This is a genomic window from Pantoea sp. X-Soil-OKNW-556, assembly GCF_059730695.1.
Genome location: NZ_AP035991.1, coordinates 183,739 through 210,556, shown reverse-complemented (window position 1 = coordinate 210,556; position 26,818 = coordinate 183,739). Strand labels below are relative to the sequence as shown.

The 26,818-nt window shown below is 53.1% G+C and carries 23 protein-coding genes; 9 read left to right on the top strand and 14 right to left on the bottom strand.

The window, feature by feature from the left end; genetic code table 11:
- Positions 1-194: 194 nt before the first annotated feature.
- Both AC6I8T_RS21630 and AC6I8T_RS21625 read left to right on the top strand, forming a co-directional pair.
- Positions 195-1,490, top strand: coding sequence for a CitMHS family transporter (locus AC6I8T_RS21630; protein WP_208725794.1), 1,296 nt, complete (start codon positions 195-197; stop codon positions 1,488-1,490).
- Between the two features lie 164 nt (positions 1,491-1,654).
- Positions 1,655-2,056, top strand: coding sequence for an H-NS family histone-like protein (locus AC6I8T_RS21625; protein WP_208725796.1), 402 nt, complete (start codon positions 1,655-1,657; stop codon positions 2,054-2,056).
- 144 nt (positions 2,057-2,200) lie between these two features.
- Here the strand turns inward: AC6I8T_RS21625 and AC6I8T_RS21620 are convergent, their stop codons facing one another.
- The 3 genes from AC6I8T_RS21620 to AC6I8T_RS21610 are packed head-to-tail and all read right to left on the bottom strand — an operon-like array spanning position 2,201 to position 5,837.
- On the bottom strand, positions 2,201-3,400 hold the full coding sequence (locus AC6I8T_RS21620; protein ID WP_497834379.1) for an aminotransferase class I/II-fold pyridoxal phosphate-dependent enzyme: 1,200 nt from the start codon (positions 3,398-3,400) through the stop codon (positions 2,201-2,203).
- Positions 3,401-3,415: 15 nt separating this feature from the next.
- Positions 3,416-4,717, bottom strand: a complete 1,302-nt coding sequence (locus AC6I8T_RS21615; protein WP_415174622.1) for an LLM class flavin-dependent oxidoreductase — start codon at positions 4,715-4,717, stop codon at positions 3,416-3,418.
- A 49-nt stretch (positions 4,718-4,766) separates the two neighbouring features.
- The gene (locus AC6I8T_RS21610; RefSeq protein WP_497832862.1) at positions 4,767-5,837 is read right to left on the bottom strand and encodes an iron-containing alcohol dehydrogenase family protein; all 1,071 of its coding nucleotides are present in this window, start codon (positions 5,835-5,837) and stop codon (positions 4,767-4,769) included.
- A gap of 349 nt (positions 5,838-6,186) precedes the next feature.
- On the opposite strand from AC6I8T_RS21610, the gene AC6I8T_RS21605 reads away from it, so the two are divergent.
- Genes AC6I8T_RS21605 through AC6I8T_RS21595 form a run of 3 tightly spaced genes read left to right on the top strand, consistent with a single transcriptional unit; the run spans position 6,187 to position 9,199 of the window.
- The gene (locus tag AC6I8T_RS21605; protein ID WP_497834378.1) at positions 6,187-6,732 is read left to right on the top strand and encodes a GNAT family N-acetyltransferase; all 546 of its coding nucleotides are present in this window, start codon (positions 6,187-6,189) and stop codon (positions 6,730-6,732) included.
- On the top strand, positions 6,729-7,883 hold the full coding sequence (locus AC6I8T_RS21600) for an amidohydrolase (protein ID WP_497834377.1): 1,155 nt from the start codon (positions 6,729-6,731) through the stop codon (positions 7,881-7,883). Before AC6I8T_RS21605 ends, AC6I8T_RS21600 begins: the two co-directional genes overlap by 4 nt.
- Positions 7,880-9,199 (top strand): MmgE/PrpD family protein, encoded by a 1,320-nt coding sequence (locus AC6I8T_RS21595; protein ID WP_497834376.1) that lies wholly within the window; start codon positions 7,880-7,882, stop codon positions 9,197-9,199. Before AC6I8T_RS21600 ends, AC6I8T_RS21595 begins: the two co-directional genes overlap by 4 nt.
- 89 nt (positions 9,200-9,288) lie before the next feature.
- On the opposite strand, the gene AC6I8T_RS21590 is transcribed toward AC6I8T_RS21595, so the two are convergent.
- Genes AC6I8T_RS21590 through AC6I8T_RS21575 form a run of 4 tightly spaced genes read right to left on the bottom strand, consistent with a single transcriptional unit; the run spans position 9,289 to position 14,180 of the window.
- Positions 9,289-11,577 (bottom strand): molybdopterin-dependent oxidoreductase, encoded by a 2,289-nt coding sequence (locus AC6I8T_RS21590; protein WP_497834375.1) that lies wholly within the window; start codon positions 11,575-11,577, stop codon positions 9,289-9,291.
- 32 nt (positions 11,578-11,609) lie between these two features.
- Entirely contained in the window at positions 11,610-12,371 is a 762-nt protein-coding gene (locus AC6I8T_RS21585) for an amino acid ABC transporter ATP-binding protein (RefSeq protein WP_208725816.1), read from the bottom strand.
- On the bottom strand, positions 12,364-13,287 hold the full coding sequence (locus AC6I8T_RS21580; protein ID WP_208725817.1) for an amino acid ABC transporter permease: 924 nt from the start codon (positions 13,285-13,287) through the stop codon (positions 12,364-12,366). Before AC6I8T_RS21580 ends, AC6I8T_RS21585 begins: the two co-directional genes overlap by 8 nt.
- Positions 13,284-14,180, bottom strand: coding sequence for an ABC transporter substrate-binding protein (locus AC6I8T_RS21575; RefSeq protein WP_244634059.1), 897 nt, complete (start codon positions 14,178-14,180; stop codon positions 13,284-13,286). The genes AC6I8T_RS21580 and AC6I8T_RS21575 overlap by 4 nt, the downstream gene beginning before the upstream one ends.
- A 637-nt stretch (positions 14,181-14,817) precedes the next feature.
- Here AC6I8T_RS21575 and AC6I8T_RS21570 point away from each other — a divergent pair.
- Positions 14,818-17,010 carry a TonB-dependent siderophore receptor gene (locus tag AC6I8T_RS21570; RefSeq protein ID WP_497834374.1) on the top strand — a complete coding sequence of 731 codons (2,193 nt, stop codon included), beginning with the start codon at positions 14,818-14,820 and terminating at the stop codon, positions 17,008-17,010.
- Positions 17,011-17,064: 54 nt separating this feature from the next.
- On the opposite strand, the gene AC6I8T_RS21565 is transcribed toward AC6I8T_RS21570, so the two are convergent.
- The 4 genes from AC6I8T_RS21565 to AC6I8T_RS21550 all read right to left on the bottom strand — a co-directional run bounded on the left by AC6I8T_RS21565 (position 17,065) and on the right by AC6I8T_RS21550 (position 21,179).
- A complete protein-coding gene (locus tag AC6I8T_RS21565) occupies positions 17,065-17,793 on the bottom strand; it encodes a helix-turn-helix transcriptional regulator (RefSeq protein WP_208725819.1) in 729 nt (242 codons plus the stop codon).
- A 213-nt stretch (positions 17,794-18,006) separates the two neighbouring features.
- On the bottom strand, positions 18,007-18,612 hold the full coding sequence (locus AC6I8T_RS21560; protein ID WP_497834373.1) for a GNAT family N-acetyltransferase: 606 nt from the start codon (positions 18,610-18,612) through the stop codon (positions 18,007-18,009).
- Positions 18,613-18,659: 47 nt separating this feature from the next.
- Positions 18,660-20,072, bottom strand: a complete 1,413-nt coding sequence (locus tag AC6I8T_RS21555; protein ID WP_208725822.1) for a pyridoxal-dependent decarboxylase — start codon at positions 20,070-20,072, stop codon at positions 18,660-18,662.
- 243 nt (positions 20,073-20,315) lie between these two features.
- Positions 20,316-21,179 carry a LysR family transcriptional regulator gene (locus AC6I8T_RS21550; protein WP_208725824.1) on the bottom strand — a complete coding sequence of 288 codons (864 nt, stop codon included), beginning with the start codon at positions 21,177-21,179 and terminating at the stop codon, positions 20,316-20,318.
- Between the two features lie 133 nt (positions 21,180-21,312).
- Between AC6I8T_RS21550 and AC6I8T_RS21545 the strand changes: the two genes are divergently transcribed.
- Complete coding sequence (locus AC6I8T_RS21545; protein ID WP_208725826.1) at positions 21,313-21,738, top strand: VOC family protein; 426 nt, start codon at positions 21,313-21,315, stop codon at positions 21,736-21,738.
- Positions 21,739-21,761: 23 nt separating this feature from the next.
- Here AC6I8T_RS21545 and AC6I8T_RS21540 read toward each other — a convergent pair whose 3' ends face one another.
- The gene (locus AC6I8T_RS21540) at positions 21,762-22,667 is read right to left on the bottom strand and encodes an alpha/beta fold hydrolase (RefSeq protein WP_208725828.1); all 906 of its coding nucleotides are present in this window, start codon (positions 22,665-22,667) and stop codon (positions 21,762-21,764) included.
- A gap of 52 nt (positions 22,668-22,719) precedes the next feature.
- Positions 22,720-23,319 carry a TetR/AcrR family transcriptional regulator gene (locus tag AC6I8T_RS21535; RefSeq protein ID WP_208725830.1) on the bottom strand — a complete coding sequence of 200 codons (600 nt, stop codon included), beginning with the start codon at positions 23,317-23,319 and terminating at the stop codon, positions 22,720-22,722.
- Positions 23,320-23,484: 165 nt separating this feature from the next.
- On the opposite strand from AC6I8T_RS21535, the gene AC6I8T_RS21530 reads away from it, so the two are divergent.
- Positions 23,485-24,393 carry a DMT family transporter gene (locus AC6I8T_RS21530; RefSeq protein ID WP_208725832.1) on the top strand — a complete coding sequence of 303 codons (909 nt, stop codon included), beginning with the start codon at positions 23,485-23,487 and terminating at the stop codon, positions 24,391-24,393.
- A gap of 5 nt (positions 24,394-24,398) precedes the next feature.
- On the opposite strand, the gene AC6I8T_RS21525 is transcribed toward AC6I8T_RS21530, so the two are convergent.
- Positions 24,399-25,289: a MurR/RpiR family transcriptional regulator gene (locus AC6I8T_RS21525; protein WP_208725834.1), complete on the bottom strand. Its 891-nt coding sequence runs from the start codon at positions 25,287-25,289 to the stop codon at positions 24,399-24,401.
- A gap of 353 nt (positions 25,290-25,642) precedes the next feature.
- On the opposite strand from AC6I8T_RS21525, the gene AC6I8T_RS21520 reads away from it, so the two are divergent.
- On the top strand, positions 25,643-26,728 hold the full coding sequence (locus tag AC6I8T_RS21520; RefSeq protein ID WP_497831047.1) for an ABC transporter substrate-binding protein: 1,086 nt from the start codon (positions 25,643-25,645) through the stop codon (positions 26,726-26,728).
- Positions 26,729-26,818: the final 90 nt, after the last annotated feature.

The following is a 26,818-nucleotide window of genomic DNA, read 5'->3' as shown; positions in this document are numbered from 1 at the left end:
TAAATCATAACCTGAAGCGATTTTAATTTTATTAAAAATAAGAAGTTGCACGCATTTTTCCCATAAATGCACCTTGCTCTCGTCAAAATAATTTCCGGATAATAATGTCCGAATGATGAGGGGAAAAAAGGTGTGACTGAACAATAAATAGTCGTTTGTTTTTATACCCGAAACCTCTGAACAGGACACCTGCCATGCTGTTAATCCTCAGTGTGCTTATGATCGGCTGTTTTATCGGCTTATTAATGAGCAAGAAACTCTCCGCCTTAACGGCATTGATTATTATCCCAACAATTTTCGCGCTGTTATCCGGCCAGGGTGCGGAAATGGGTGCCATGGTGATTAAAGGATTACGTACCGTTGCCCCCACCGGTGTGATGTTGATTTTCGCCATGCTTTATTTTATGAGCGTCACCGATGCCGGAATGTTTGATCCGATTATTAAACGCATCGTATCCGCCGTTGATGGTGACCCGGTCAAAATATTTATCGGCACCGCCCTGCTGGGTTTTATTGTGGCGCTGGATGGTGACGGCGCAACGGTATATATGATTGTACTGGCGGCTTTTATGCCGATATATGAACGCGTTGGCTTATCAAGACTGAGTGTGGCCTGCCTGCTATTACAATGCACCGGCCTGGGGAATATGTTTCCCTGGGGTGGCCCGACAGCGCGTGCCGCTACGGCGGTGCATGCCGATGTTGCCACCTTGTTTGTGCCAATGCTGCTGCCGCTGCTGGCCTGCGTGGTCTGGACCTTTGTCATGGCCTGGTTGCTGGGCCGCCGCGAGCGCACCCGCATTGGGTTTCACCGCGGGCACTCAGCAACGCTGAGCGGATTGCAGTTTGAAGAGAAACCCTGTGTGGCCTGGCGTTTCTGGTTTAACTGGGCGCTGACAATCGCGCTCATGACCTTGCTGGTGCTGGATGTGGTGCCGATGGCCTATTTGTTTATGCTGGCAACCGCCATCATGTTCGTCGTGAACTATCCGCAACTCAGTCAGCAGCAGGAGCAAATTGCGCGCCATGCCCCGGCCATCCTCGCCGTGGCCGGGTTGATCTTCGCGGCTGCGGTGTTTACCGGCATCTTCTCAGAAACCGGTATGGCAGATAGCCTGGCAACCGCGATAGTGAACGTGATTCCGCCTGCGCTTGGCCCTTATCTGGCGGTAATTACCGCGTTAATAAGCATCCCGGTCACCTGGATGGTTTCCAACGATGTGTTTTATTTCGGCATGTTGCCAGTGCTAGTTCAGGCGGCAGGACATTATGGTATCGCGCCAATTGAAATGGCACGCGCCGCGTTGGTGGGACAACCGGTGCATATTCTCAGCCCGCTGGTCGCCTCAACCTATTTACTGATTGGCATGCTGAAACTGGATTATGCGCAAGCTCAACGCTTTACATTACGCTGGTCGTTTATAACCTGCCTGGTGTTATTGCTGGTTGCGCTGATTACCGGCTGCTTTCCGTTTTATCGTGATGCCTAAAATATCCTCGCTTTGAACGACGGGATATCAGGTTATAGTTTGCCATCCTGATATCCCGATATTTTTCAGGACTAATCTGGCTGCGACAGAATATTTTCTTTTGCCTTCATTTCCCGTAGAATGCCCTTTTTTGATTGAGTCATACCATTACTAAGGGTTTATTTATGAGCGATGCACTGAAGGCATTGAACAATCTTCGTACACTGCGTGCCCAGGCGCGTGATATTGAGGTTGAAGTTTTAAACGAAATGCTGGAAAAGCTCAGCGCGGTGATCGCCGAACGTCGTGAAGAAGCTGCGGCGGAAAATGCCGCACAGCGCGAGAAAGAAGAAAAACTGGCGCTGTATAAAGAAATGCTGCTTAACGACGGTATTGATATTAATGAACTGGCGCAATTAACTCACGGCGAAAGCAAACCTAAAGCAAAACGCGCACCGCGTCCGGCGAAATATAAGTTTACCGATGAAAACGGTGAAGAGAAATTCTGGACCGGTCAGGGCCGTACGCCTTCCCCGATCAAAAGCGTACTCGACGCTGGCGGTTCGCTGGATGATTTCCTGATCTAATATTCAGGGAAAACGCCTTGCTCCATCGTGGGCAAGGCTTGCCCTTCTCTTCCAGGCTACGTAGCGGCGCGATTTATCGCGCGTTTTTTTCCATCGTAAAGGTCAAAAGAGCGCGATAAATCGCGCCGCTACGGTGACGTGCAATTAAATCAATGCTGCACAGGCACGAGCAATGCGATGCCCTGCCTCGGTGACACTCGCAATATCCGTGGCAATCGACAGACGAAAATACGGCGACAAACCGTAGGCACTGCCGGCGACACCGGACACCCCACTTTCCAGCAGGTAGTTCAGCACATCATCTTCACTTTCCAGCCGTTTGCCATCCGGGCGGGTTTTCCCCAGCAGACCAGCACAGCGACAGAAAATAAAAAACGCCCCTTCCGGGTTAAGCACCTCAATACCCGGCACCTGACTCAGCGTTGCCATGATGGCATCACGTCGTTGCTGATACGCTTCGCGCTGCGGCGGCAGAAAATCCAGCCCCCCGTTAAACGCAGCGACCGCAGCGGCCTGGCTGATGGCGCTGGCACCGGAGCTGTTTTGCGACTGCACCACGGTCATGGCGCTGATCAATTTTTTCGGACCGGCGCCAAAGCCGATGCGCCAGCCGGTCATGGCATAGGTTTTCGATACCCCGCCGACCAGCAAGATGCGTGGTGTTAAATCTGGCGCAACGTGCAGCAGGCTAACGTGCTGACGACCATCAAACAGAATATGTTCATACAACTCATCCAGCATGATCAGGACGTCGGGATGATCGCGTAGCACTGCCGCCAGCGCGGTCAACTCTTCGTGGCTGTACACCATACCTGAAGGGTTGCCGGGGTTATTCAGCACCAGCCAGCGTGTCTTGTGGGTGATTGCCGCAGCCAGTTGTTGCGGTTGCAACTTGTACTGCTGCTCCAGCGGGCACGCCAGTAACACCGGCTCGCCACCGTTAAAACGCACGCTGTCCGGGAAGGTCGGCCAGTATGGCACCGGCACAATCACCTCATCGCCCTCGTTGAGGGTGGCAGCAAAGGCGTTGAAGATAACCTGCTTAGCGCCATTGGCGATGGCGATCTGCTCCACCTCATACCACAACTGATTTTCCCGCGCCAGCTTCTGCTGTACCGCTTTGCGCAGCGCCGTGGTGCCGGGCGTAGGCGTATAACGGGTTTCGCCCGCTTCCATTGCTACCACAGCCGCCTGGCGGATAGGGGCCGGGGTATCGAAATCAGGCTCCCCGGTGGTGAGGTCGAGAATATCCACGCCCTGCTCCTTAAGCTGGCGCGTCAACTGACGCGCCGCAGCATTGGCGGAGAGAGACACGGACTGCACACGCTTTGATAAGGTGACCATGCTGTTCTCCAGTCGTTACACCACAGGCAGGCCGAGGTTTTCGCGCAGGGTGGCAAATTCATACTCATCACGGAACAGGCCGCGACGACGCAACTCCGGGATCACCAGTTCAACGAACAGGTCAAGCTGCTCCGGCATAATCGCTGGCATGATGTTGAAGCCATCCGCGCCCCCCTGCTCCAGCCACAGCTGGAAGTCATCGGCGATATCTTCGGCGGTGCCGACAATCACGCGGTGTCCACGGGAACCGGCAGCAACCGCGGCCAGCTCGCGCAGCGTCAGGTTTTCGCGCTTCGCCATATCGGTCATCAGCTTGACGCGACTCTGGTTACCTTCACCCAGCGGCACTTCCGGCACCGGACCATCGAGCGGATACTGGCTCAGATCCATGCTGAAACGCAGGGAGAGCTGACGCAGACCGTTTTCGATATCCACCAGGGTGTTCAACTCTTTCCACAGCGCTTTGGCTTCTTCACGGGTGTGACCGACAATCGGCATCACGCCCGGCATAATTACCACATGGTCCGGGTTGCGTCCGGCGGCAATCACCTGATCTTTCTGCGAACGGTAGAATGTCTGCGCTTCTTCCAGGCTGGCTGCCGCAGTGAAGATTACTTCGGCGGTTTCCGCCGCCAGCTTCTGACCATCGGCAGAGGAACCGGCTTCGATAATCACCGGACGCCCCTGCGGCGAACGGGTGATGTTCAGTGGCCCCTGAACCTGGAAATGCTCGCCTTCGTGGTTGATCGGCTGGATCTTGTCATCAATAAAATATTGGCCGGTGGCTTTGTTTGGCTGCACCGCATCTTTTTCCCAGCCTTCCCACAATTTGTAAGTTACTTCGAGGAACTCACGCGCCCGCGCATAGCGCTCAGCGTGATTTGGCATATCGCTGCGGCTAAAGTTGCGCGCAACGTCGGTGGAGAAAGAGGTCACTACGTTCCACGCCGCGCGACCACGGCTGATATGGTCCAGCGAGGAGAAGCTGCGCGCCATAGTGAACGGGTCGCTAAAAGTGGTGGACGCCGTTGCCGCCAGGCCGATGCGTTTGGTATTGACCGCGAGGGCTGACAGCATGGTCAACGGCTCAAGGCGTGCCATAGTGGAAGGCAGGCGGTACATACTGGTCGCCAACGCATCGCCAACAAAAAACAGGTCAAATTTGCCTGCTTCCGCTTTTTTCGCGATGGTGATCAGCCAGTCGATATCGGTCGGATCGCCGAGTTGCTGCGTCAGACGCCAGCCACTGACGTGTTGACCAACGGGTTGTACAAAAAGGCCGAGTCGCAGGCGACGAGATGAAGTTGCGCTGTCCATAAAAGATGTCCTGGTCTGTAAAAGAGAAAATGTGCGCCGCAGCGCACGCTTAAAATGCGTTGTCGGTTGCCAGCAACGCCTGTTCCAGCGCCTCTGCGGACAGGCTAAACGGCAGACGTTCGGCACTGGCGGCCGGAAATTTAATTTGCTGCGCGATGGCACGAATACGCTCAGCGCGATCGCCGCTTAGCGGAGCCAGCGTCAGCGGCATATCGTATTGACGCAACAGCGCCAGCAATTCAGCATCCGGTACGCCATCATGTTCGATGAGCGACTGAACCAGCAGGCTGTAGCCGACCTTTTCGCCATGCAGCCAGTGATGCAGCTCCGGCTGGTGGGTCAGGCGATTATGAATGGCGTGAGCAAAACCTGGGGTGGGCAGCACGTCGCGTACGCTGTTCGCCAGCCCGGCCAGCACGATATTGGCATCAATGACTTTTACCAGCGCCGGGGTGACCTGCTGCTGCTGATTGGCGGCCACCGCCTCAGCGCCAAACTGACGAAAGGTATCCAGTGCGCGTAACGCGGTCATCACCTTGAGATCGAGCGCCAGGTCGTCGGGGTTGTGGCGTTGATAAGGGCGGAATTCGTAGTATTTTGCCAGCGCATCAACAATACCCGCCTTCAGATAACGGGCGTCGCTGCGCGCGATCACCTCACTATCTACCAGCACCAGTTCAGGCATTTTGCCAAGCGGCTGGCTGCGAACATGCCCGCCCTCCGGGGTGTAGATAATCGCGACCGGCGACCAGGCGGCACAGGTGGCGGCCAGCGTGGCGAAATTAATCACCGTCAATTCCGGCATCTGGCTGCCAACGGCTTTGGCGGCATCCAGCACGCGACCACCACCAATGGCAAACAACAGTTCCGCGCCTTGCTGCTCAACATTGTGTTGCAAGGTGGCGATGGCGTCATCGGTGCATTCACCGTGCAGATATTCCAGTTGCCAGCGAATGCCATGCGCCTCAAGGCTGGTGGTTAATTCTGGGTTCACCGCCTGCCAGGCGTTGGGAGAAGTGAAGATACGGATATGTGTGGCGTAAGGTTTAATAAACTCACCAGCGCGTGCGCGCAGGCCCGCCTCATGCGCATAGGCGCGCGGAGATTTAATCGCTAACACGGCGTTACCCTGATAAAAAGAAAGGCTATAACGGATAAAATTGAGTTGTTACAGAGAGTTAATGCGAATTTGTTATAGCGCTGTATGCTTTCTGCATACTACGGTAAATAAGGATTTAAGCAATAAAAAAGCGGTGATTTCATTTTCACAAATATGCATTAGCTTAGTTATTTTTTAGATATAGCGCGCATAGCCTTTGCTGTTAATCTCATTACCCTTCACGCGTGCCTTAATTATCATGCGCGTTGCCATAAATTCGTAGCGGCGTGATTTATCGCGCGAATCGCAGACCAGCGCGATAAATCGCGCCGCCTTAAACGCCAACAGGGCGGTTTTTCCGGGGAATACTATGCAACTCGATTTTCGCCAGGTCAGAGAAGACGAAGTTGAAACTTACCAGGCGCTGATGCATGCCGCTTACGCGTCCACCAAAGCACTGGGAATAAAATTCGATGCCGCCAGCGCCGATCTTGAAAAAACGCTGCGTCATCTGCAAAGCCACGGGGTGTATGGGTTATATGCCGATGGCGAAATGGTTTCTTCCATTACCATCCGCTATCCGTGGGGACCGCTACCCGGTCCGTTTGGCTTGCCGCATATTGGCTGGTTTGGCGCGCATCCCAACTATCCCGGTCAGCAATATGGTCGCAAGATTCAGGACTGGCTGGAGCAGGAGATCATCATCGGTCAGTTGCGCGCCCCAGCGGTATCGTTGGGGACCGCCATCAGCCATCCGTGGTTAAAGGAAATGTACCTGAAGCGTGGCTTCCAGCCGATGCATACCACCGACCTGGGTAAAGGTCATATCACGCTCTATATGAAGAAAGTGCTGGATGAAAGCGCACATGATGCCTGGCTGACGCGCCAGGCAGCACAACAAGGGAACAAGGCATGAGTACCATTGATGAATCCGCGCTGGGTGACTATCTCGTCGCTTTCCGCCAGGAATTGCACCGTTTTCCAGAACTGTCTAACCAGGAATTCGAAACCACCGCGCGTCTGCGCCAGCAACTGGAACACCATCAGATTCGCATTCTCGATTTGCCGCTGAAAACCGGCCTGGTGGCTGAAGTCGGCCCGCAACAGGGGCCGTTGATAGTGCTGCGATCCGATATCGATGCCCTGCCGATTGAAGAACAATCTGACGTCAGTTTTCGTTCCGAACGACCGGGCGTCATGCATGCCTGCGGTCATGATTTCCATAGCTCAGCCGCGCTGGGCGCAGCAATTTTGCTTAAAAAGCAGGAAGCCACCCTTCCCGGCCGCGTGCGTATCTTGTTCCAGGCGGCGGAAGAGACGGGCCAGGGTGCCCCGGACGTGATTGCCACTGGCGCATTGCAGGATGCTGTGGCCATTTTCGGCATCCATAACGATCCTTCATTGCCGCCCGGCCTCATTGGCAGCAAAGCCGGACCTCTTACCGCCGCCGTGGACCGTTTTGATATCACCATTACCGGCACCGGCAGCCATGCTGCCAAACCGCATGAAGGTAACGATCCGATCATCGTCGCCGGGCAGATTATCGCGGCGGCGCAAACGCTGATCAGCCGTAACGCCCCGTCGGCTGATAATGCCGTGGTGTCGATTACCCAGGTTCACAGTGGCAGCACCTGGAATGTGATTCCCGACAGCGCCTGGCTGGAAGGCACGGTGCGTTCGTTTTCGCAAACCACCCGTGAACGGCTGGAGCAGCGTTTTCGCGAAATCGTGCAGGGAATCGGTGCCGCCTTTGGCGTAGTGGTGAAATTTAACTGGCATGCGGGGCCGCCGTCGGTGGTCAACGATGCGTACTGGGCCGATTTTGCGTTACAGCAGGCCAGCGCCAGCGGTTTTGAAGCCCGCGTAGTGGAAGCCAGCCCGATTGGCGAAGACTTTGCCTTCTATCAACAGCAATTACCCGGCGCCTTTATGATGATTGGCACCGGTGAGCCTTATGCGCTGCATCATCCGGCATTTCGCATCAACGATCAGGTGTTGCTGCCGACGTCGCGTTACCTGGCAAATCTGGCCGTGGCCGCATTGCTCAGCCTGGAGCCACAGCCATGACCCTCACACGCGCGTTGGCAGAACGTATTGTTCACAGCCAACCCGATTACCTGGCGCAGACCAAAGCGCGCGAAGGCATACGTGATTTCCTCGCGGTGAGCTGGCCGGTGCTACGCGGCCAGGTACCGGACAGCGGCTTACCGGCGCTGCGCACCGTTTACGGCGATGGCAGCATCCGTTCCCAGGCGTTGTTACTGGGCTATGCCAGCCATGCGCTGGATTACGATGATTTCCATGCTGATTTTCGTGGCCATCCCAGCGTGGTGATCCTGCCGGCGTTGTTTGCCTGGCATCAGCACCAGCCACAAGCCACGCCTGAGCAGTTCCTCGATGCTTACGCCATCGGCGTGGAAGTAGCCGGACGGCTCGGTCTGGCGGCCAGTCAGCAACATTACGCGCTGGGATATCACAACACCGCCACGCTTGGCACCCTCGCTGCGGCTGCCGCGCTGGCCCGTTTTCTGCGGCTGGATGTCGCCGCAACCGCGACCCTGTTGGGCATTGCCGCCACCCAGGCGAGCGGGTTACGGGCGCAATTTGGTTCTGCCATTAAACCGTTGCACGCCGGATTTGCGGCGGAACGGGCTGTTGCAGCGGCGCAGCTGACGCTGGCCGGAATCGATGGCAAACAGGATGGCGTGCTTGAGGCTTTCCTCGCGGCCAGCAGCAACGGTCAGGCACAGCCGGAAAAGCTGTCAGAAAACTGGGGCACTCCCTGGCGTATCATCACCCCGGGGCTGGAGTTCAAACCTTTCCCGACCTGTGCCGGGACTCACAGTGCCGCCGAGGCTGCGCGCTTATTAAGGCAGGAGTGGCTGGCAAGCGGGCAACCGCTGGAGGCATTGCTGGATAACATCGTCGATATTAGCGTCGCGTTCCCGCCGGGTGGCGATATTGCGGCGTCGATACAAGTGCCAGCCAACGGCATCGAGGCACGCTTCAGCCTCGAATATGTTATCGCCGCAATGTTGATGTATGACGACCTGCGTCTGGAGGATTTTGCCGAAGGCGACCTCAACCATAACGTGATGCCGCTGGCGGCAAAAGTACGGCGTACGCCAGATGAATCCGCCCCACCGGATGCAATTAACCCGGCGCTGCGCTTTCATGAAGTGACATTGTCACTGAAAAATGGCACGCAACTGCGTCAGCGTCGTACCCGGCAGGAATCGCTGGCCGATGCGGTAGATGTGGCGGGCAAACTGCGTCTGGCGCTGAGGCAGGAAACGGCAGAACGCCAGGCTTTGTTGTGGCAAAGCAGTGAGTTAAAGACGTCAGCAGATTTGCAGGCGTTGGCAGACGTGTTGCGGGGATAGATGCCTGTCATCAAGTAACAGCGCGATAAATCGCGCCGCTACGTGATCAAAATATCCGACGCGATTTATCGCGCGCCGTTACGGATGGGTTAGCAATACGGCGGAATAAATGCCTGTACCGGCGTGAGTTCCCCGGCATACTTCCTGACCTGCACCACGGTAATTTGCCCGCTACAGCCCTGAGTTAATGACGAGGTGCCAATATCCAGCGTCAGCACGTTGGGATTCCCATGACGACACAACGGCCGCTCAGCGGTGGGATCAACCGGATCGTACCAGGCTCCCGTCGGTAGTTGGACCACGCCCGGCATGATGGTATCGGTGACGCGCGCGCTGGCCAGCACATGTCCCCGCTGGTTGTATAACTCGATAATGTCGCCATCATTGATGGCTAACCGCAACGCATCCTGCGGATTCAGGCTGCATACTTCCCGGCCATCACGTTTCCCACTCAGACTGTAATCACCAAAATCCAACTGGCTATGCAGACGCGTGGCGGGTTGATTGGCAATCAGCCAGAACGGATGTTCATCGTTCGGTTGTTGCTGTGGTTCGCGCCATACCGGGTGTCCGGGGCAGTTTTCATAATCAAAACTGGCGATGGTGGCCGAGTAGATTTCAATTTTTCCGCTCGGCGTCGGCAGCGGTGCCGCATCCGGGTCGGCGCGGAATGCGTTGATCATGCGCCCGCCGTCCTTCAATTGCGGCAACTCCACAACGCCCTGTTGCCAGAACTGCTCAAAGGTTGGGACCGTGACCTGATGCGCCGCAAGCTTTTCCTGCAACTGCTGGTAATGATGTTGCAACCAACCGCGCGTATCGCGTCCTTCGGTAAACGCCTCTTCCCGGCCCAGCCTGCGTGCCAGTTCACTGAAAATCGCGTAATCATCTTTCGCCTCAGCATAAGGTTGCGCCACGGGTTGCATGGCGAAGAGATGGCGATCGGTTGGTGCTCCACCTATATCTTCGCGCTCCAGCGTCATGGTGGCGGGCAACACAATGTCGGCGTGTCTGGCGCTGGCCGTCCAGGCAATTTCATGGACAATCAACGTATCCAGCTGACAAAACGCCTGGCGTAAGCGCGCCAGATCCTGATGGTGGTGGAACGGATTGCCGCCCGCCCAGTAAGCGAGGCGGATATGGGGATAGGTCAGGCGACGGCCATTGTAATCAAACTGCGTGCCGGGGTTGAGCAGCATATCGGCGATGCGCGCCACCGGGATCAGGCGGTCGATACCATTTTTACCCTGCGGCAACGCCGGGAAGCTGACCAGGTTATGATGCTTACCATAGTGACCGAGTGCGCCGAGGGCGTAGGTGTATCCGCCGCCGGGCAAGCCGGGTTGCCCCAATGCCGCCGCCAGCACCAAACCCAACCACACCGGCTGTTCGCCATGTTCGGCACGTTGCAAGGCGTGCGCCACCGTTACCAACACACGTTTACCCTGTAACTGACGGGCAAATTGGGCGATAAACGCCGCATCAACACCGCAAATCGCCGCCGCCCAATGCGTATCTCGTACCGTGCCATCCTCTTCGCCGCGAATATACGCCACCATCTGCGGCCAGCCGACAGTGTAGCGGGCGAGGAAGGCTTCATCGGTCAAGCCTTCCGCAATCAGTACCGAAAGCACGCCAAGGATAAACGCCGCGTCAGTACCAGGATGTAGCGCCAGCCACTCACCCTGAGCTTCATCCGGTAAATCACTTTTTAATGGGCTGACGGAGATAAAGCGCGTGCCGCGTTGTGCCGCCTGCTGCATAAAGCCACGTTCGGTGTGTTCGCTCAGGCCACCACTGGCCACCTGTGAATTTTTCAGCGCCAGACCGCCAAACGCCAGCACCACGTCGCTGTGTTGGGCAATCTCTTCCCAGCTTACGCCGCGGCGGGCAATCTCGTTCATATCGCCCACGATATGTGGCAACAGCACGGACGCCGAGCCGGAGCTGTAGCTGTTAACCGAGCGTACATAGCCACCCAGGGTGGTATTGAGAAAACGATGTACCTGGCTTTGCGCATGGTGGAAACGCCCCGCGCTCGACCATCCGTAAGAACCACCAAAAATGCCTTCCGGGCCATAGTTTTCGCCAACACGTTTTAATTCGTTTGCCACCAGGGTATAGGCTTCTTCCCAACTGACGGCAACATACTCATCGTTACCACGGCGTTGATCCGGTCCGGGGCCATTTTCCAGCCAGCCACGACGTACCATCGGACGCGCCACGCGCGCCGGATGGCTGAGGGCGTGACGGAAATTTTGTAACAACGGGCTGGGATCGGGATCGCGGTGGAATGGCTCAATGGTGAGTTGATCGCCCTGCTGTTGAGCATGGAAAGCTCCCCAGTGTGCGCTGTGCATGACTGGTTTCTGCGTCATCATTGTTCCTGGCTAAAAAAGAAAAACGGTGCTTAAAGCACCGTTGCAATAAAGTTTCTCACGCGCCCGTTTTCCGGGTCGTCGAGTACCTGCTGGGTCGGACCAGCGGCGACAATTTTGCCACCTTCCATAAACACAATGTTGTCGGCCACTTCACGGGCAAAGCCAATTTCGTGCGTGACGATCACCATAGTGATGCCGGAATGCGCCAACTGTTTGATCACCTGCAACACCTCACCCACCAGTTCGGGGTCGAGTGCGGATGTCGGTTCATCAAACAACATCACACCAGGGTCCATCGCTAACGCACGGGCAATCGCCACGCGTTGCTGCTGACCACCAGATAGATTCTGCGGCCATTCATCTTCACGGCCCGACAAGCCCACCTGTTTCAGCAACGCCAGCGCTTTGCTGGTAGCCTGCTGGCGACTCTGCTTTTTGATGCGCATCGGGGCATCGATGATGTTCTGCAACACGGTACGATGTGGAAACAGGTTAAACTGCTGAAATACCATGCCAATTTCCGCACGCTGACGCGCAATCGCGCTACTGCTCAACTCGTGCAGTGCCTGACCTTTCTGCTTGTATCCCACCATTTCGCCGCCGATACGGATGGTACCGCCATCCAGCTTTTCCAGATGGTTGATACAACGCAACAGCGTCGATTTCCCGGAACCGGAGGGACCCAGGATCACCGTCACCGAACCCGCCGGAATATCGAGGTTAACTTCATCCAGGATGGTGACACCGGAGAAACGTTTGGTCACCTTACGCAGCGCGATTGCCTCAGCCATTGCTCACGCTCCTTTCGGTCTTGGTGGCAGAAAAACGTGGCAGCGACTGCCACAGGCTGCGTTTCTCACGACGTGTCACGCCGCGACCAAAATAGCGCTCGACATAATATTGTCCTATCGACAGGACCGAGGTCATCAGCAGATACCATAACGTTGCGACCAGCAGCAGCGGGATCACTTCATAGGTGCGCTGATAAATAATCTGCGCGGAAAACAACACATCCTGTAGCGAAATAACTGAAACCACCGCCGTGGTTTTTAACTGACCAATAATTTCGTTACCCGCTGGCGGCATAATGGCGCGCATCGCCTGCGGCAGGACGGTATGGCGGAAGATCTGCGCCGGACGATAACCCAACGCACGGGCCGCTTCCAGCTGACCATTACCTACGCTCTGGATGCCCGCGCGAACAATTTCTGCCGCATAAGCGGATTGATGCATTACCAGCGCGATCACTGCCGCACTGAACGGGCTAACCAGCGAGTTGGACTGAGCGCTCCAGATCTCACCCAGTCCCGGAATCCACAGCGAAATTTTGGGATAGAGCGCCGCAATGTTGTACCAGAGAAACAGCTGCACCAGCATGGGCACACCACGGAAGAACCAGGTATAGGCCCAGCTCACCGCGACCAGTACCGGATTGGATGACAAACGCATCAACGCCAATACCGTACCGAAGGCAAAACCCAGCACCACGGATATCACTGTAAGTTGCAGCGTCATCAAGACGCCCTGCAAAATGGAGGGGCCGGTGAAGTTCTCCGCAATCACCCCCCATTCAAAACGCGGGTTGTTGATCATGGAGTGCGCCATCGCCACGACGCACAACAGTACCACCAGCGCACTCAGCCAGCGTCCGTAGTAGCGTTTGCCGACGATTTTCAGATCGTCGGTGTGGTCCTGAAAATCACTCATTTAAAGATCTCGTCATTACGTTTAGCTTCGGTCACAGCACCAAATCCAATCCCCCAGTTGTCGAGGATTTTCTTGTAGCTACCATCTTTGATTAATGAGTTCAGGGCCGCCTGGACAGCCGGTTCCAGTTCAGACTCTTTCGGGAAGGCAACGGAAACCGGGTAGTCGGTTACGCTGATCTCACCACTCATGGTCAAAGGTTTGATGACTTTAACCTGCCACAGCAGACCTTCGTACGGACCGAGGAACATCGGCACGCGTCCACTCACCACCGCCTGAACACCAGCCGGGCGGTCCGGGAAGACCGAAACTTTGATTGGCGGTTTGCCCGCGGCTTCACAAGCTTTGCTGGCTTCTTCCAGACGGGTTACCTGAGTGGTGCCAGAACCCGCCCCCACTTCTTTGCCGCACACGGCATCAAAGGATTTGAAAGGGGCGATATTGGCGTCTTTCTGCGAGATGATGCCAAGCAGGCTGGCATTGTAGTAGCTGACGAAATCTACCTGTTTAGTACGCGCTTTAGTCGCGTTGATGTTGGAGAGCGCGACATCATAACGACCGGTTTTCAGGCCAGGAATGATGTTGTCGAAGCCACCGGTATCTTGCCAGTGCACCGGGATACCGAGGCGCTCACCTACCGCATTCATAATGTCGATTTCACGACCGGCCAGAGTTTTGTTGTCTTCTTTATAGAAGGTGGTCGGTGGCGTGTTGGGGTTGGTTCCGGCAACAATGTAGCCACGTTTCACGATATCCGCAGGTAACAGGCTTTTCAGCGCCGGATCGGCTTTAACATGGACTGAGCTGTCGGTGGGAACAGATTGTTCAGCGGCAAACGTGGTGTGCGCACTCAGAGCAAGTGCGAAAAGGGTCATTCCTTTTGCGAATTTCACTGGAACCTTTCTCCTGATATTTAAAATGTTTCCCCAGCGGGAAAAGGCATTGGAGGTAGCGATGTATTGTTCACCTCATAAGCCACATTTATTTTGTGCCTTACGGGTTTATTCATCCTCGTAATGTCCCGTGGTCATTTTCTGTGAATATATGCAGGGATCACAAATGCGAAAAACAGATATCTATTGCCGAAATCTGGCAATAGACTTTTTCAGTGAGTCGGAGGAGACACGAAGTTGTGGTCAGCAGCGGAATTACAGGGATTTTGGCAGAGAATCAATGGGCTACAAATGCAGCACTCACCTCTCTTTTTATTCTTAGACATAACCATGTTTTCTAAGCGATTGCAAAACGCGTGAGGACAAACATCCATCACCCAATAACCGTGAGTGCCTGATAAAATTTCTCCGCAGCACAATTGACTCAGAACAGCGCGATATTTATCAGCAACGCCGGGAATTTTCCCATCCTTCAGTATGTTGTAATTAAATACCCCTCCCCTGATGCGAATCGAACGAATGTTAAGCAATTAAGGAGAAATCAGGGAGATTCCTTACTCAATATATACAATGAGAATTATTCTCATTATCATGCGCATTTGCTTACAAACGTTAACATATCAGGGAGAAATCTTAAGTGAATGTAACCAGATGTAGCCAAAAGCGACCTGTCGCGCTGTTTTTGGCCAGCCTGCTGAGTACGTCAGCTTATGCTGCCAATGAGGAGCCAACCGAAAAACTGGCTGACGATGAATCAATGATCGTCACGGCGGAAGAGGAATTGAAGCAACAGCCGGGTGTTTCAACCATCACGGCGGAAGACATCCAGAAAAGTCCGCCGGTTAACGATTTGTCCGACATTATTCGTAAGATGCCCGGCGTGAATCTCACCGGTAACAGCGCCAGTGGCAGCCGGGGCAATAACCGTCAGATCGATATTCGTGGCATGGGACCAGAGAACACCTTAATTATGATTGATGGTGTCCCTGTCACCTCGCGTAACTCAGTACGGTATAGCTGGCGCGGCGAGCGAGATACACGCGGTGATACCAACTGGGTGCCCGCTGAAATGGTTGAGCGCATTGAAGTCATCCGTGGTCCGGCAGCATCACGCTACGGCTCAGGAGCGGCGGGTGGCGTGGTGAATATCATTACCAAACGCCCGACTAACGACTGGCACGGCTCATTGTCATTGTTCACCAATCAGCCGGAAGATGATAAAGAAGGTGCGACTAAGCGCGCCAACTTCAGCCTGAGCGGACCGTTAGCCGGAGATGCGCTGACCATGCGTTTGTATGGCAACATCAATAAAACGGATGCCGACGCTTACAACATCAATACCGCGGAAAACGGTTCCTACGCGGCAGGCCGAGAAGGTGTGCGTAATAAAGACATCAACACGGTGTTTTCCTGGAAAATCACCCCGCTACAAATTGTTGATTTCAGCTATGGCTATAGCCGCCAGGGCAATATTTATGCGGGTGATACGCAATACAGCAACGGCAATATCAGTCCGAATGGTTTGGTCGAGTCACTTTATGGTGATGAAACCAACCGCATGTATCGTCAGAGTTATGGTGTAACTTACAACGGCATCTGGGATTGGGGTACGTCTAAGCTCAATTTTAATTATGAGAAGACCAACAACACCCGCTTGCAGGAAGGTTCGACCGGTCGCGTTGAAGGGATGATCAACAGCAATGACTACGCAACCAGCCGTCTCGAAAGTTATCGCGCGGGGGGTGAGATTAACTTCCCGGTTGAATTGCTGGTTGATCAAACCATGACATTGGGTGCCGAATGGAATCGTGATGAATTGAATGACCCCGCTTCCATGACCGCGACCGATGCATCAGGTGTGATTATTGATGGCGTTTCGGGTGACCCAGCCTCACGCAGCAGTAAAAACAGCGCCACCATTAGTTCGCTTTATTTTGAAGATAACATCGCCGCCACCGACAGTACTGAGGTGATTCCCGGCCTGCGTTTCGATTATCACAATAAATTTGGTGCTAACTGGAGCCCGAGCCTGAATATTTCTCAGGGGCTGGGTGATTATTTCACCCTGAAAGCGGGTATCGCTCGCGCCTTTAAAGCACCGAATCTGTATCAATCAACGGAGGGTTATTTGCTCTCGACCCGTGGCAACGGCTGCCCGGTGGGGATCTCTACCGGAAGCTGCTATTTATTAGGTAATGAAAATCTCGATCCTGAAATCAGCGTCAATAAAGAAGTCGGGATCGAGTTCCATAATGACGGTTACACCGCCGGTATTACCTGGTTCCGCAATGATTATAAAAATAAAATCGTCGCGGGTGACGAGGCAGTGGGCTACACCTCAAACGGATACAATGTGTTGCGCTGGGAAAACGGTGGCAAAGCCATTGTTGAAGGTCTGGAAGGCAACCTGACAATTCCGGTGATCGACGATACGCTGGAGTGGCGTACCAACGCTACCTATATGTTCCGTTCGGAAAGTAAGAAGACCGGTAACCCATTGTCGGTGATCCCGGAATTCACCATCAACTCGCAGTTGGACTGGCAGGTCACGGACAAACTGGACGCCAATATCAACTGGACACAGTACGGTCGTCAGAAACCGCGCCAGTACGCTGAGATTCGTAACGAGTCCGGTGCCATTTCTAATCGTGAAATCAGCCCCTACTCTATCTTTGGTCTGAACGTAAATTACGCTATCACCAAAAATCTGCGTGCCAACGCGGGTATTAACAACCTGTTTGATAAGCGGGTTTATCGTGAGAATGATGGCGCATCCACCTATAACGAGCCAGGTCGGGCTTATTATGCAGGGGTGACGATGTCGTTTTGATGAATGCCACCACCCTGTTGGATATTGACAGGGTGGTTGTTCTGAAGTGGATAGTTATTTGCCAGACGGGTGCGAAATGATGTTGAGTTCAATGGCGAGACTGATGGCATGTTTAGCGTTATTCACACCGAGCTTTTTCACAACTTTACCCATGTGAAACTTGACCGTACTTACCGTAATATCCAACATACGTGCGATTTCAGGGTAGGTTTTCCCAGTACTGCTCCAGTAGAGAATTTCGTTTTCGCGGGCTGAGAGTGCATTCCCCTCAGCAGTAGGCGTCTCATTTTCTTCACGATAGAGATGAAGTAGCATTTCATGGGTATCGATTAAAAGTCCCTGAATATCATTTTTATTTTTTGTTATATTATCATACATTTCTGCTTCTAAGTACTTATTCACATACAATGATAATGTAACCAAATTGTTTTTTTGATCATGCAAGATAAACGTATGGCCACTCACGATATTATAAGGCGTGACCGATTCAAATATTCTTTCGATAACCCATCGAGAATTAATCATTAAACTATCATCCCAAATAATTGGAGAGATACGGTTTAATGCATTTATTATAACAGGATCTATATTCTGATACTTGCTCTCCAGATAAACCTGTGAAAAGTAATCTGGCAAATCGGAAATGATAATCATGTCATCTGAATTACGCTTATTCATTACTGCAAATGCATAATTCATATCACCATATTTTTTTAGCTGTTTTTCCAGATGTTTCTTTACGATTTTATTTTTTTGAGGATCTGAGAAAAACTTACTATTCATTCACTTATTCCCCTGAACTCATTACACTACAACAAATGTTGCAGTTGAGAATAGTATCGTATCCAATGATATAGCACAAACATAAATCACAAAAGACGGCATGATGTGAGCCAGCCCACTAAAAGGCTGGTTCGTTTTTTAGTAGCCTGCATCAAACCGATGCCAGCAGTGGAGCAGATACTTCGAGGAAAGCACCTCTAATTGACTTTAAACTCAACCTATTGAATTAGGTTCACGCCAGATTGGGAAAAGTTCAGGAAAACCTTCAATTTGCAAAGGTTTGCCCGCATCACGATAACCAAAACGCCTGACTAAAGTACGTGTACTAAAAGCTGTACATTCGGCGTAGCACGGCAGCTTTGCCTTATCCAGAATAACATTCAGCTTGCTGAACAATGCTTTTACAATTCTTCCCCCTCTGTTAGCGCGTGAAACTGCGACAAGGAAAATATAAAAATGCGGTGGTGTTCGAGGATGATACTGGTCAAGCCCGCTCATAAAGGCTGAGGCTGTAGTGTAATCAACCCCACACTCCTGCTTAAGCAAACTATCGATTCGTTCATTTTCTTCTTTAGTCATTTCCATCAACTGCGGATGAAAATATACCAGGACGCCAACGTCGTCCTCAGCCAGAAGAACGCCGCCATTTTGTTGAGCAAGATCCACATAAATACGGAAAAATTTTTTCATTGTACCCAGACGTCTTGACATATTCTCATCAGTAAAGGCGAATTTGAGTACTGGATCGTGATAAAATTCTGAAGCCAATAACTCACAGACTTTTTCCAGTTCGGAAGTTTTCGCATGTCTACATTTCATTGTTCATTCCCCTAATAATTTAATAATCATTCCATTATATTTTATATTCAGACCAGTGCTTGCTTATTCTTTAACTCAGTAATAAGACTATCAATTGCTGCTCGTGTCACATGCGGCATAATAACGATATGTGCTAACTTTCCTCTGCCACTGAGTTGGAATAGATTGAAGATCTCTTCTCTCGGACGGCTAAAAATCACCACCAGCGATTGCGGTCCACGCTCAACACAAAATGAAGGATGAATCGCTTTTATCGATTGCATCTGTTGATAAGCATAAGCGGCAAGTTTCTCGCAGCGTGCTGCAATAGCAGCCTGCATCGTGGGTGTCACCGTATTTATGGCGTACCAGAGAATTAATGCGGCCAAACCATTGCGCGTCCCCCCCAGCGTGGTATCCGGTGTATCGACATATTCAGGCAATGTCGCCGGAAGCATGCGATACTTTTCCTTGCTCATGTAAACGCCTGAAGCAAAGGGTGCACCAAACCATTTATGGGTACTCATCACGATCGAATTCACAAACGGCAGGCGAAAATCAAAAAGCGACCCTCTCTCTGACGTTAGCCGCTGTTCACTGGCTAACTCCAGGTAAGGCAGATACGCGGCCCCCAATGCCCCATCAATATGAATCCAGCAGTCCGAATGATCACAACCATGCCGTTCCAGAATGCCTGACACCTGCTGCCATACCCGCACGGCGTCATCGAATCCACCCAGAAATGTCGTACCCACATTCAAAACAATAATCGGTGGATGCCCTCTGGAGACGAAGAAATCGACCAACGCCGACAATGCTCCCACATCCACCGCACCATGCTGGTCCACCGGTACGCCATTAGGCCATTGACCATCTGGGGTGACAGGACACTGCCCCGGAAAGTATTTATTACCCGCTTCCTGAAAAGCGGTAATATCCAAAACATTTGCACATTTTTCTAGTGAATAATGCGCTTCCTGAGAATAATAAAGTACAGGTTCACGCATCGTATTCTGGCATATTCCCCTGGCTCTCGCCCGTGAGCTGAAATATTCACGCGCACTCCATAATGCGTACATGTTCCCCTCCGTGGCCCCCATGGATAACACATAGCCCCAAAAGGAATCCTGAGTCAAAGGCGAGCGCGGAAGCGCATGCCAGAGCTTGCAAAAGTATTCCAGCACCTCTTGTTCCAGCTCGCGTGTATTCAATAAGGTCGAGTTGGCTTCGTAAGGGTCACCGAGATTATTCAGGTGAACATCGATAAATGGTGCCAGTGCCGAATAGTCGAAGTTTTGATTAAGTGGATAACCTAAAGATAATTTCTGACGACCGATGACTTCACTGTAAATATTTCTCAACCGCTTCATCACTTTTTGCTGCACCAGTTCTTCAGGACAGGCTAACAAATGAGGGTTGTAATCCCCGCACCTCCCAAGCTCACTCGAAATGGCTTTATTTACGTCAATTAATTTTTCCATAAAAATACTCCATAAACGCGTACTGACGTATCACCCAGACAACCATTGAAATATCTCGCTGACTGTCATCCTTAAACAAATCTTTTTTATCCTGCCATATTTCTAAATGATTTGTCGCGTTAATGGTAACAACTCAGACCAAATAAATATATCTGGCTCACAGATGATATATATTCATTTCTGAATATATAATAGTTTTCGTGAATTTCGTTATTTATGTATTCAGGTATAGCAGTTATTTCCCTACCCCGCCTCCACCAGCAAACGTCCCAATTCCCCCGCCAGTTCTGAGTTCGCCTGCCCGGCCCGCTGCACCAGCCCTACCTCGCGGTAAAACGTCTCCGCTCCCATCTCCACCACCCGCACCGTCTTCGGCCAGCGCTGAGTCGGTTGGGTTTGTGGCACCAACGCCACCCCCAACCCATTCGCCACCAGTTTTACAATCGCCTCCAGCTCATCCACTTCGCACAGCTCCTGCACATCGATACTGCGCTCCCGCAGATAACGGTCCACCTGGCGGCCACCAAATGAAGTACGGTCATAACGAATAAACGGATGTGTCGCCAGCAATTGTGCCGCTTCATCCCCCGTCACCTGACGCGGCACAATCAATCGGTAAGGTTCGCGACGTAAGGTGGTCCAGTGCAAATCGGTTTGCAGCGCAAACGGCGGGCGGATCACTGCCGCCAGATCCAGCTCCCCGGCGTCCACCAGGTTGACCAATTCCAGCGACAAACCCGGTACGATGCGCGTCTGGCAACCGGGAAACTGCTTATGAAATCGCGTTAACGCAGTGGGCAACAGCGAACGCTGAATAGAGGCAATTGCACCCAGGGTGACGCGAGCTGCCGGACGGGGCAGTTCGGCCTTATCACCGAGATGGCGGTATAGCGTCAGCAGCTCATCCACCTGCGGCAACAATTGTTGACCGCGCAGATTAAGCCTGGCGCTGCGCCCGCTGCGGTCAAAAAGATCAAAACCTAACTCGGCTTCCAGTCTGAGCATTTGCGCGCTCACCGCTGCCTGGGTCAGACCAATTTTGTCACCCGCTGCGGCAAAGTTGCCCTCCTGCACCACCACCATGAAGGTTTTTAGTTCCCGAATCATCGATGACACTCAAAAATTATTTGTATTAACCCCAACTATATATTGTTTTTATTCAAACAAAACCATTCGTATGATTTTGAGCAGATGCTGCACCAGCGGCGCACCGCCCCCTCTTTTTGATGCTGGAGACACTATGAGCCTTTCCCCTTTTCACCTTGCCATCCCGGTTTACGATCTTGATGCAGCACGCACCTTCTACGGCACCATTTTTGGTCTGGCAGAAGGTCGCTCCAGCACCCAGTGGGTCGATTTTGATTTTTATGGTCATCAGTTGGTGATCCACGAGCACCCCAAAACCGCCTCCCAGGAAAACGTACATTCCAACCCGGTCGACGGCCATGATGTGCCTGTGCCGCACTTCGGCATTATTCTGCATTGGGATGAGTGGGAAGCGTTGGCTGAACGCCTGCGCGGGTTCAACACCAAATTCGTGATCGAACCCTATATTCGCTTTAAAGGGCAGGTCGGCGAACAGGCTACGATGTTCCTGTTCGACCCGTGCGGTAACGCGCTGGAATTCAAGGCGTTTAAAGATATGAGCCAACTGTTTGCCAAATAAGTTTTTGGTGTCAGCCCGCGTGCTTAACGGAAAAAGTGCGCCAGGGCAGCGGCCAGCGCCAGCGGTTGTTCATCCGGGATGAAATGGCCACTTTGGGCGATAGTGATCCCGGTGACATCGTCGGCAAACTGCCGTAGCGGTGTCGCCATATCGGGGATGGAACCCTGATCGGCGCTGATTGCCAGCAGCGGCAGCGTCAGTTTGCCCTGCTCACGCAGCGCCCGATTCTGCTCCGCCGATTGCGTCACTACCCGATAGGGTGCCAGTCCGGCGCGCAACGCGCCATTCTGACGTAGCAAACGCACATATTCAGCCATGTCAGCGTCGCTGAATACCATCGGGCTGGCGGTTTTACGCCGCAGAAACCACTCCAGATAAATCTCCTCGCGCCCACTGATTAAGGCTTCCGGTAAATCCGGCAATAAATGGAAGGCAAAGTGCCAGGTCTTCCAGGCTTTATCCGGCGTGGCTGGAAGCGCCTCGGGCAATGTGATCCCCGGAATGCCCGCGTCCAGCAGCGCCAGTTTGATAACTTGCTGGCTGTAGCGCACGGCATACGGCCAGGCGACCCAGGCTCCTACGTCATGCGCGGCCAGGTAATAGCGCGGATGACCAAGCTGTTGCATCAGCCCCTGAACCTTAGCCGCCAGTGCCTGAGTATCGTAACCAGCCGACGGTTTGTCAGAGTCACCCTGTCCGGGCAAATCCGGCGCGATAATGAAATACCGATCGGCCAACTGCGCCATGACCTGATGCCAGGCGTACCAGCTTTGTGGGAAGCCAGCCAGCAACAGTAAAATTTCTCCCTGCGGATTGCCGCCGCTGACATAGTGCAGACGAACGCCCTCCACGGTGGCGTAGTGATGCGCAAAACCGGGCAGATTCGCCACCGGTTGGGACCAGGGTTGGGCGATAGCATGATCGGACATGTAAACCTCCAGTTATTTAGGAAATGATTATTTCCTTATTAGGTAAAAAATTTTAATTCAGCAGCGTCAGGGCGCTGGCTATCAGTCGCTCACGCGCCGGTAAATCCTGCATTTTTCCAGCCACGCGCATTCCCAACACCAGACAGAGCAACACGCCTCCCACGGCTTCAGCGTCAAGTTGTGGATTAACCGAACCATCCTGCTGCCCCTGCTCCAGCAATTGCAGCATCGATTGCTGGTTGCGTTCGAGCGCCGCACGCACCAGTTCAGCAAGCTCTGCATCCAGTACCTGGAGCTCGATAGCACTCCCCACCACCAGGCAACCGCGCCGCCCTTCAATATCACTGGCGGATTCAAGGTAAAAACGCAGCACTTCAGCAATACGCGACCGGCCATCCGGTTGTTGCGCCAGCCGCTGGCGCAGCGCCTGATTACGTAGCGAGGTATAGCGCGCGAACACCTGCAAAAACAGGCCGCGTTTGTCGGTAAAGGCTTTGTAGATACTGCCGGCGGTAAGTTGCATCGCTGCGCTGAGATCGCTGATTGACGCGCTGTGGTAGCCCTTTTCACGAAATACCAGCATGGCACGATCGAGCGCGGCATCGGTGTCAAACTGACGCGGGCGACCGCGTTCACGGGGCTGTACAGACATCTTATTACCATTTAGGAAATGATTGATTCCTAAATGATGCCACAGTTTTGTTTTGAGGGGAAGCACGACAGCTCGCGGCTGATTTCATATTCTAATCACCTTGCCACTTGCCCTGTTTAAATTTACAGTGTCGCCCTTACCCAATCCTTCATCAAAGAAAACCTTATGCGAACAACGGATACGTTACGCCTCCTGCTGCTGGCAGCCATCTGGGGAGCCAGTTTTTTGTTTATGCGCATTGCCGTTCCGGCATTAGGTGCCGTCAATACCGCGTTTCTGCGCGTGGTTTGCGGCAGTATCGGCCTGCTGGTGATTATGGCTGTGCTGAGAATGCCGCTGCGTTTCGACGGCAAACTGCGCTGGGCAATGCTGCTTGGGGTGATCAACTCCGGGCTGCCGTTCCTGATGTATTGCCTCGCTGCACGCGTGTTGCCCGCTGGCTATTCCGCCATCCTGAACGCCACTGCGCCGCTGATGGGCGTAATCATGGGTGCGGCCTTCTTTGCCGAAAAACTGACGTTGAAGAAAGTGATGGGTATGGTGGCGGGGTTTGCCGGTATCCTGCTAATCAGTACCACCGGTGAAGCACATCTTACCCGCGCGTTAATCCTTGGCATTCTGGCTTGTCTGGTAGCAACCACCTGCTACGGCATCGCTGGGTTTCTCGCCAAACGTTGGATCACTGCACGCGGAGGGATGGATGCCACCAAAGTGGCGTTTGGTAGCCAACTGGGGGCATCCTGCTTTCTGCTGCCGTTCTTTGCCGTTACCGCGCCGCAGACCGCAGCCAGCCAGTGGCAAATCCCGGAGGTCTGGGCTTGCATTCTGGCGGTGGGCTTTATCTGTACGGCGCTGGCTTACATTCTTTATTTCCGCTTGCTGGCAGATATCGGCCCACTGCGTACCCTGACCGTGACTTTCCTGATCCCACCTTTCGGCATTTTCTGGGGTTGGCTGGTACTGGGCGAGGCGTTAAATCAAGGATTTACCGCCGGAGCGTTGCTGATCGTTTGTGCGGTTTGGCTGGTGGTCAAAGCTGACCGACCAACCCCGCAGGTCGCCAGCGTAAAATAACCCGACTACTTTTTGCTGGTCGGTTTCATGCTGCGATTCAGATCCTGAATGCGCTTCATGGTTTTGACGGTGCGCGTCGCATTGGCCGACGCCACCGACAAAATCAGCATTTCCAGACACACCAGCACCGCGCTATGCAACGGCATACGGCCATCTTCCCCGCCGCGTGGCACATTGATCACCACATCCGCTTCTTTGGCGAAAACAGAATCCGCGGCATTGGTCAGCAAAATAATCGGGATCCCCAGACGTTTTGCTTCCTTGATGGTGGTAATCCCTTCCCGATGCGCCGATTTTTGCGCCATCATGATCAACACGTCACCACGTTGTAAGGCGATAAGTTGTTCCGCCAACGCAATACCGGAGCGATTTATCGAGACTGCCGGAATACCAATACGCACCAATAAGCGGCGGCTATAATCCGCCAGCACACCTGAGGCATTAATGCCAAATAAGCCAACCTGACGCGCCTCAATTAATAATGCCACCGCGGCGGCAATGGCCTGGCGATTATGCGGTTCAGCTAACGCATCACAGGCGCGTTTATGTCCATCCAACACAAAATCGATCCCGGAGTTAATATCGCAGGAAAGCTCACTGACGGTGGTGGCCATTTTTTCTTCGGAATTCATGACCGGGCCAAACCAGACTTCCAGCGTTTTTTTTAAATCTCGTAATCCGGCAAAACCTAATGCCTGCACCGCACGGACTACCGTGGCATCTGAACTGTTGGTCGCTGCCGCAATCTCCATTGCCGTGGCTTCCACCACCGCCTCACGATTTTCATGGATATAGCGCACCACGGTTTGTAGCTGTGGTGAAAGCGAAGCAGCCCGCGCGCGATAGCGTTCACCCAGAACATCGACACGATTTTTTATTTTATTTACTGACGCCATATTATGTCCGATCTGTTTGTTTTAAATGAGATTGTTGCCGACTGGCGCACTCCCCACGGCCACATCCGTAGTGACACCAAAGGAATTTCACAACAAAAACTACAGGGAAATGTGACGGAAAACCATCGCCTTATATCTTTATAATGGATATTATTCAATAGGTTATTAATAAAATGACTGGTTCAAAAATGTCGCTATTGTCGCTGTAGCGACTCGGGTGTTTTTTAAATTTACTACTACATTCCCTCATGGTTGAATGATTCTCAATTACATCATAACCCACCAAATTCGCTGAGAAAGAGAGGCGATCGTTGAATTCTAAGGCGTTAATCATCCGGCCATTACGCGGGGTAATGGCCCTGTTTTTACTGCTGCTGAGTAGTCATGCGTTGGCAAAAACCATCACCGATATTGATGGCAATCAAGTCACCATTCCTGACAATCCACAGCGCATCGTGCTGGGCGAAAGCCGTATGCTGTACACGCTGGCAATGCTGGAACCGGGTGATCCGTTCAAATATATTGTCGGCTGGCCGCAGGACCTGAAAAAGTATGACAGCCAGACCTGGGACATCTTTGCGCGTCAGTTTCCGCAGATGCTGAAGATCCCGACGCTGGGTTCCGGTGGTATCAATGATATAAACCCGGAGCAGGTGCTGGCGTTAAAACCGGACGTGGTGATCCTGCCAAGCCTGGCACGCTATGACGACGGCGATTTGCGCCTGGCAGCGATGCTCAAGGCGGCGCACATTCCGGTGGTTAAAATCGACCTGCGCGTACATTTGCTGAAGAACACCACGCGCAGCGTCGCAATCTTTGGTGAAGTACTGAACCAGCAGGCACGAGCCAACGCCTTCAATGATTTCTACCGCGCGCACATGCAGGTGATTCAGCAGCGTCTGGCGAGTTATCAGGGGCCAAAACCGACGGTGCTGCTGCAACTCCATCTCGGACGTCGCAATGAATGTTGCGTCACCGCCGTAAAAGGCAGCCTGGGTGAATTGCTGAACGCGGCCGGAGGCGACAATATCGCCAGCAAAACTGTGCAAGGCGTGTTTGGGCGTCTGAGTGAAGAGACGGTGATCGCCACGCAACCGGAATACTACATCGCCACGGGTGCAGGGGATAACGATGCGCAAAGCGCGCTGAAGTTAGGTCCGGCAGTGGCTCCGCAAGCAGTGCAAAGCAGCTTTAACGCCATGACCGCAAAACAGAACGGCCTGCGTGAACTGAAAGCACTGCGCAACGGTCATGCGGCGGTGATTTGGATGAATTTCTACCTCAGCCCGTGGCATATCGCCGCCACTGAGTTTATGGCGAAGACGCTGTACCCGGATCTGTTTAAAGATGTCGAACCTGAGCAAACCCTGAAGCAAATCTTCCATGACTATCTGCCGATTCCGTATAGCGGCACGTATTTCCTGCAACCACAGCCATAAAATGCCTACCTTCTCGTAGCGGCACGGTTTATCGCGCAATCCTGTGCATGATGCAGGAAAAAGCCGCGCGATAAATCGCGCCGCTACTGC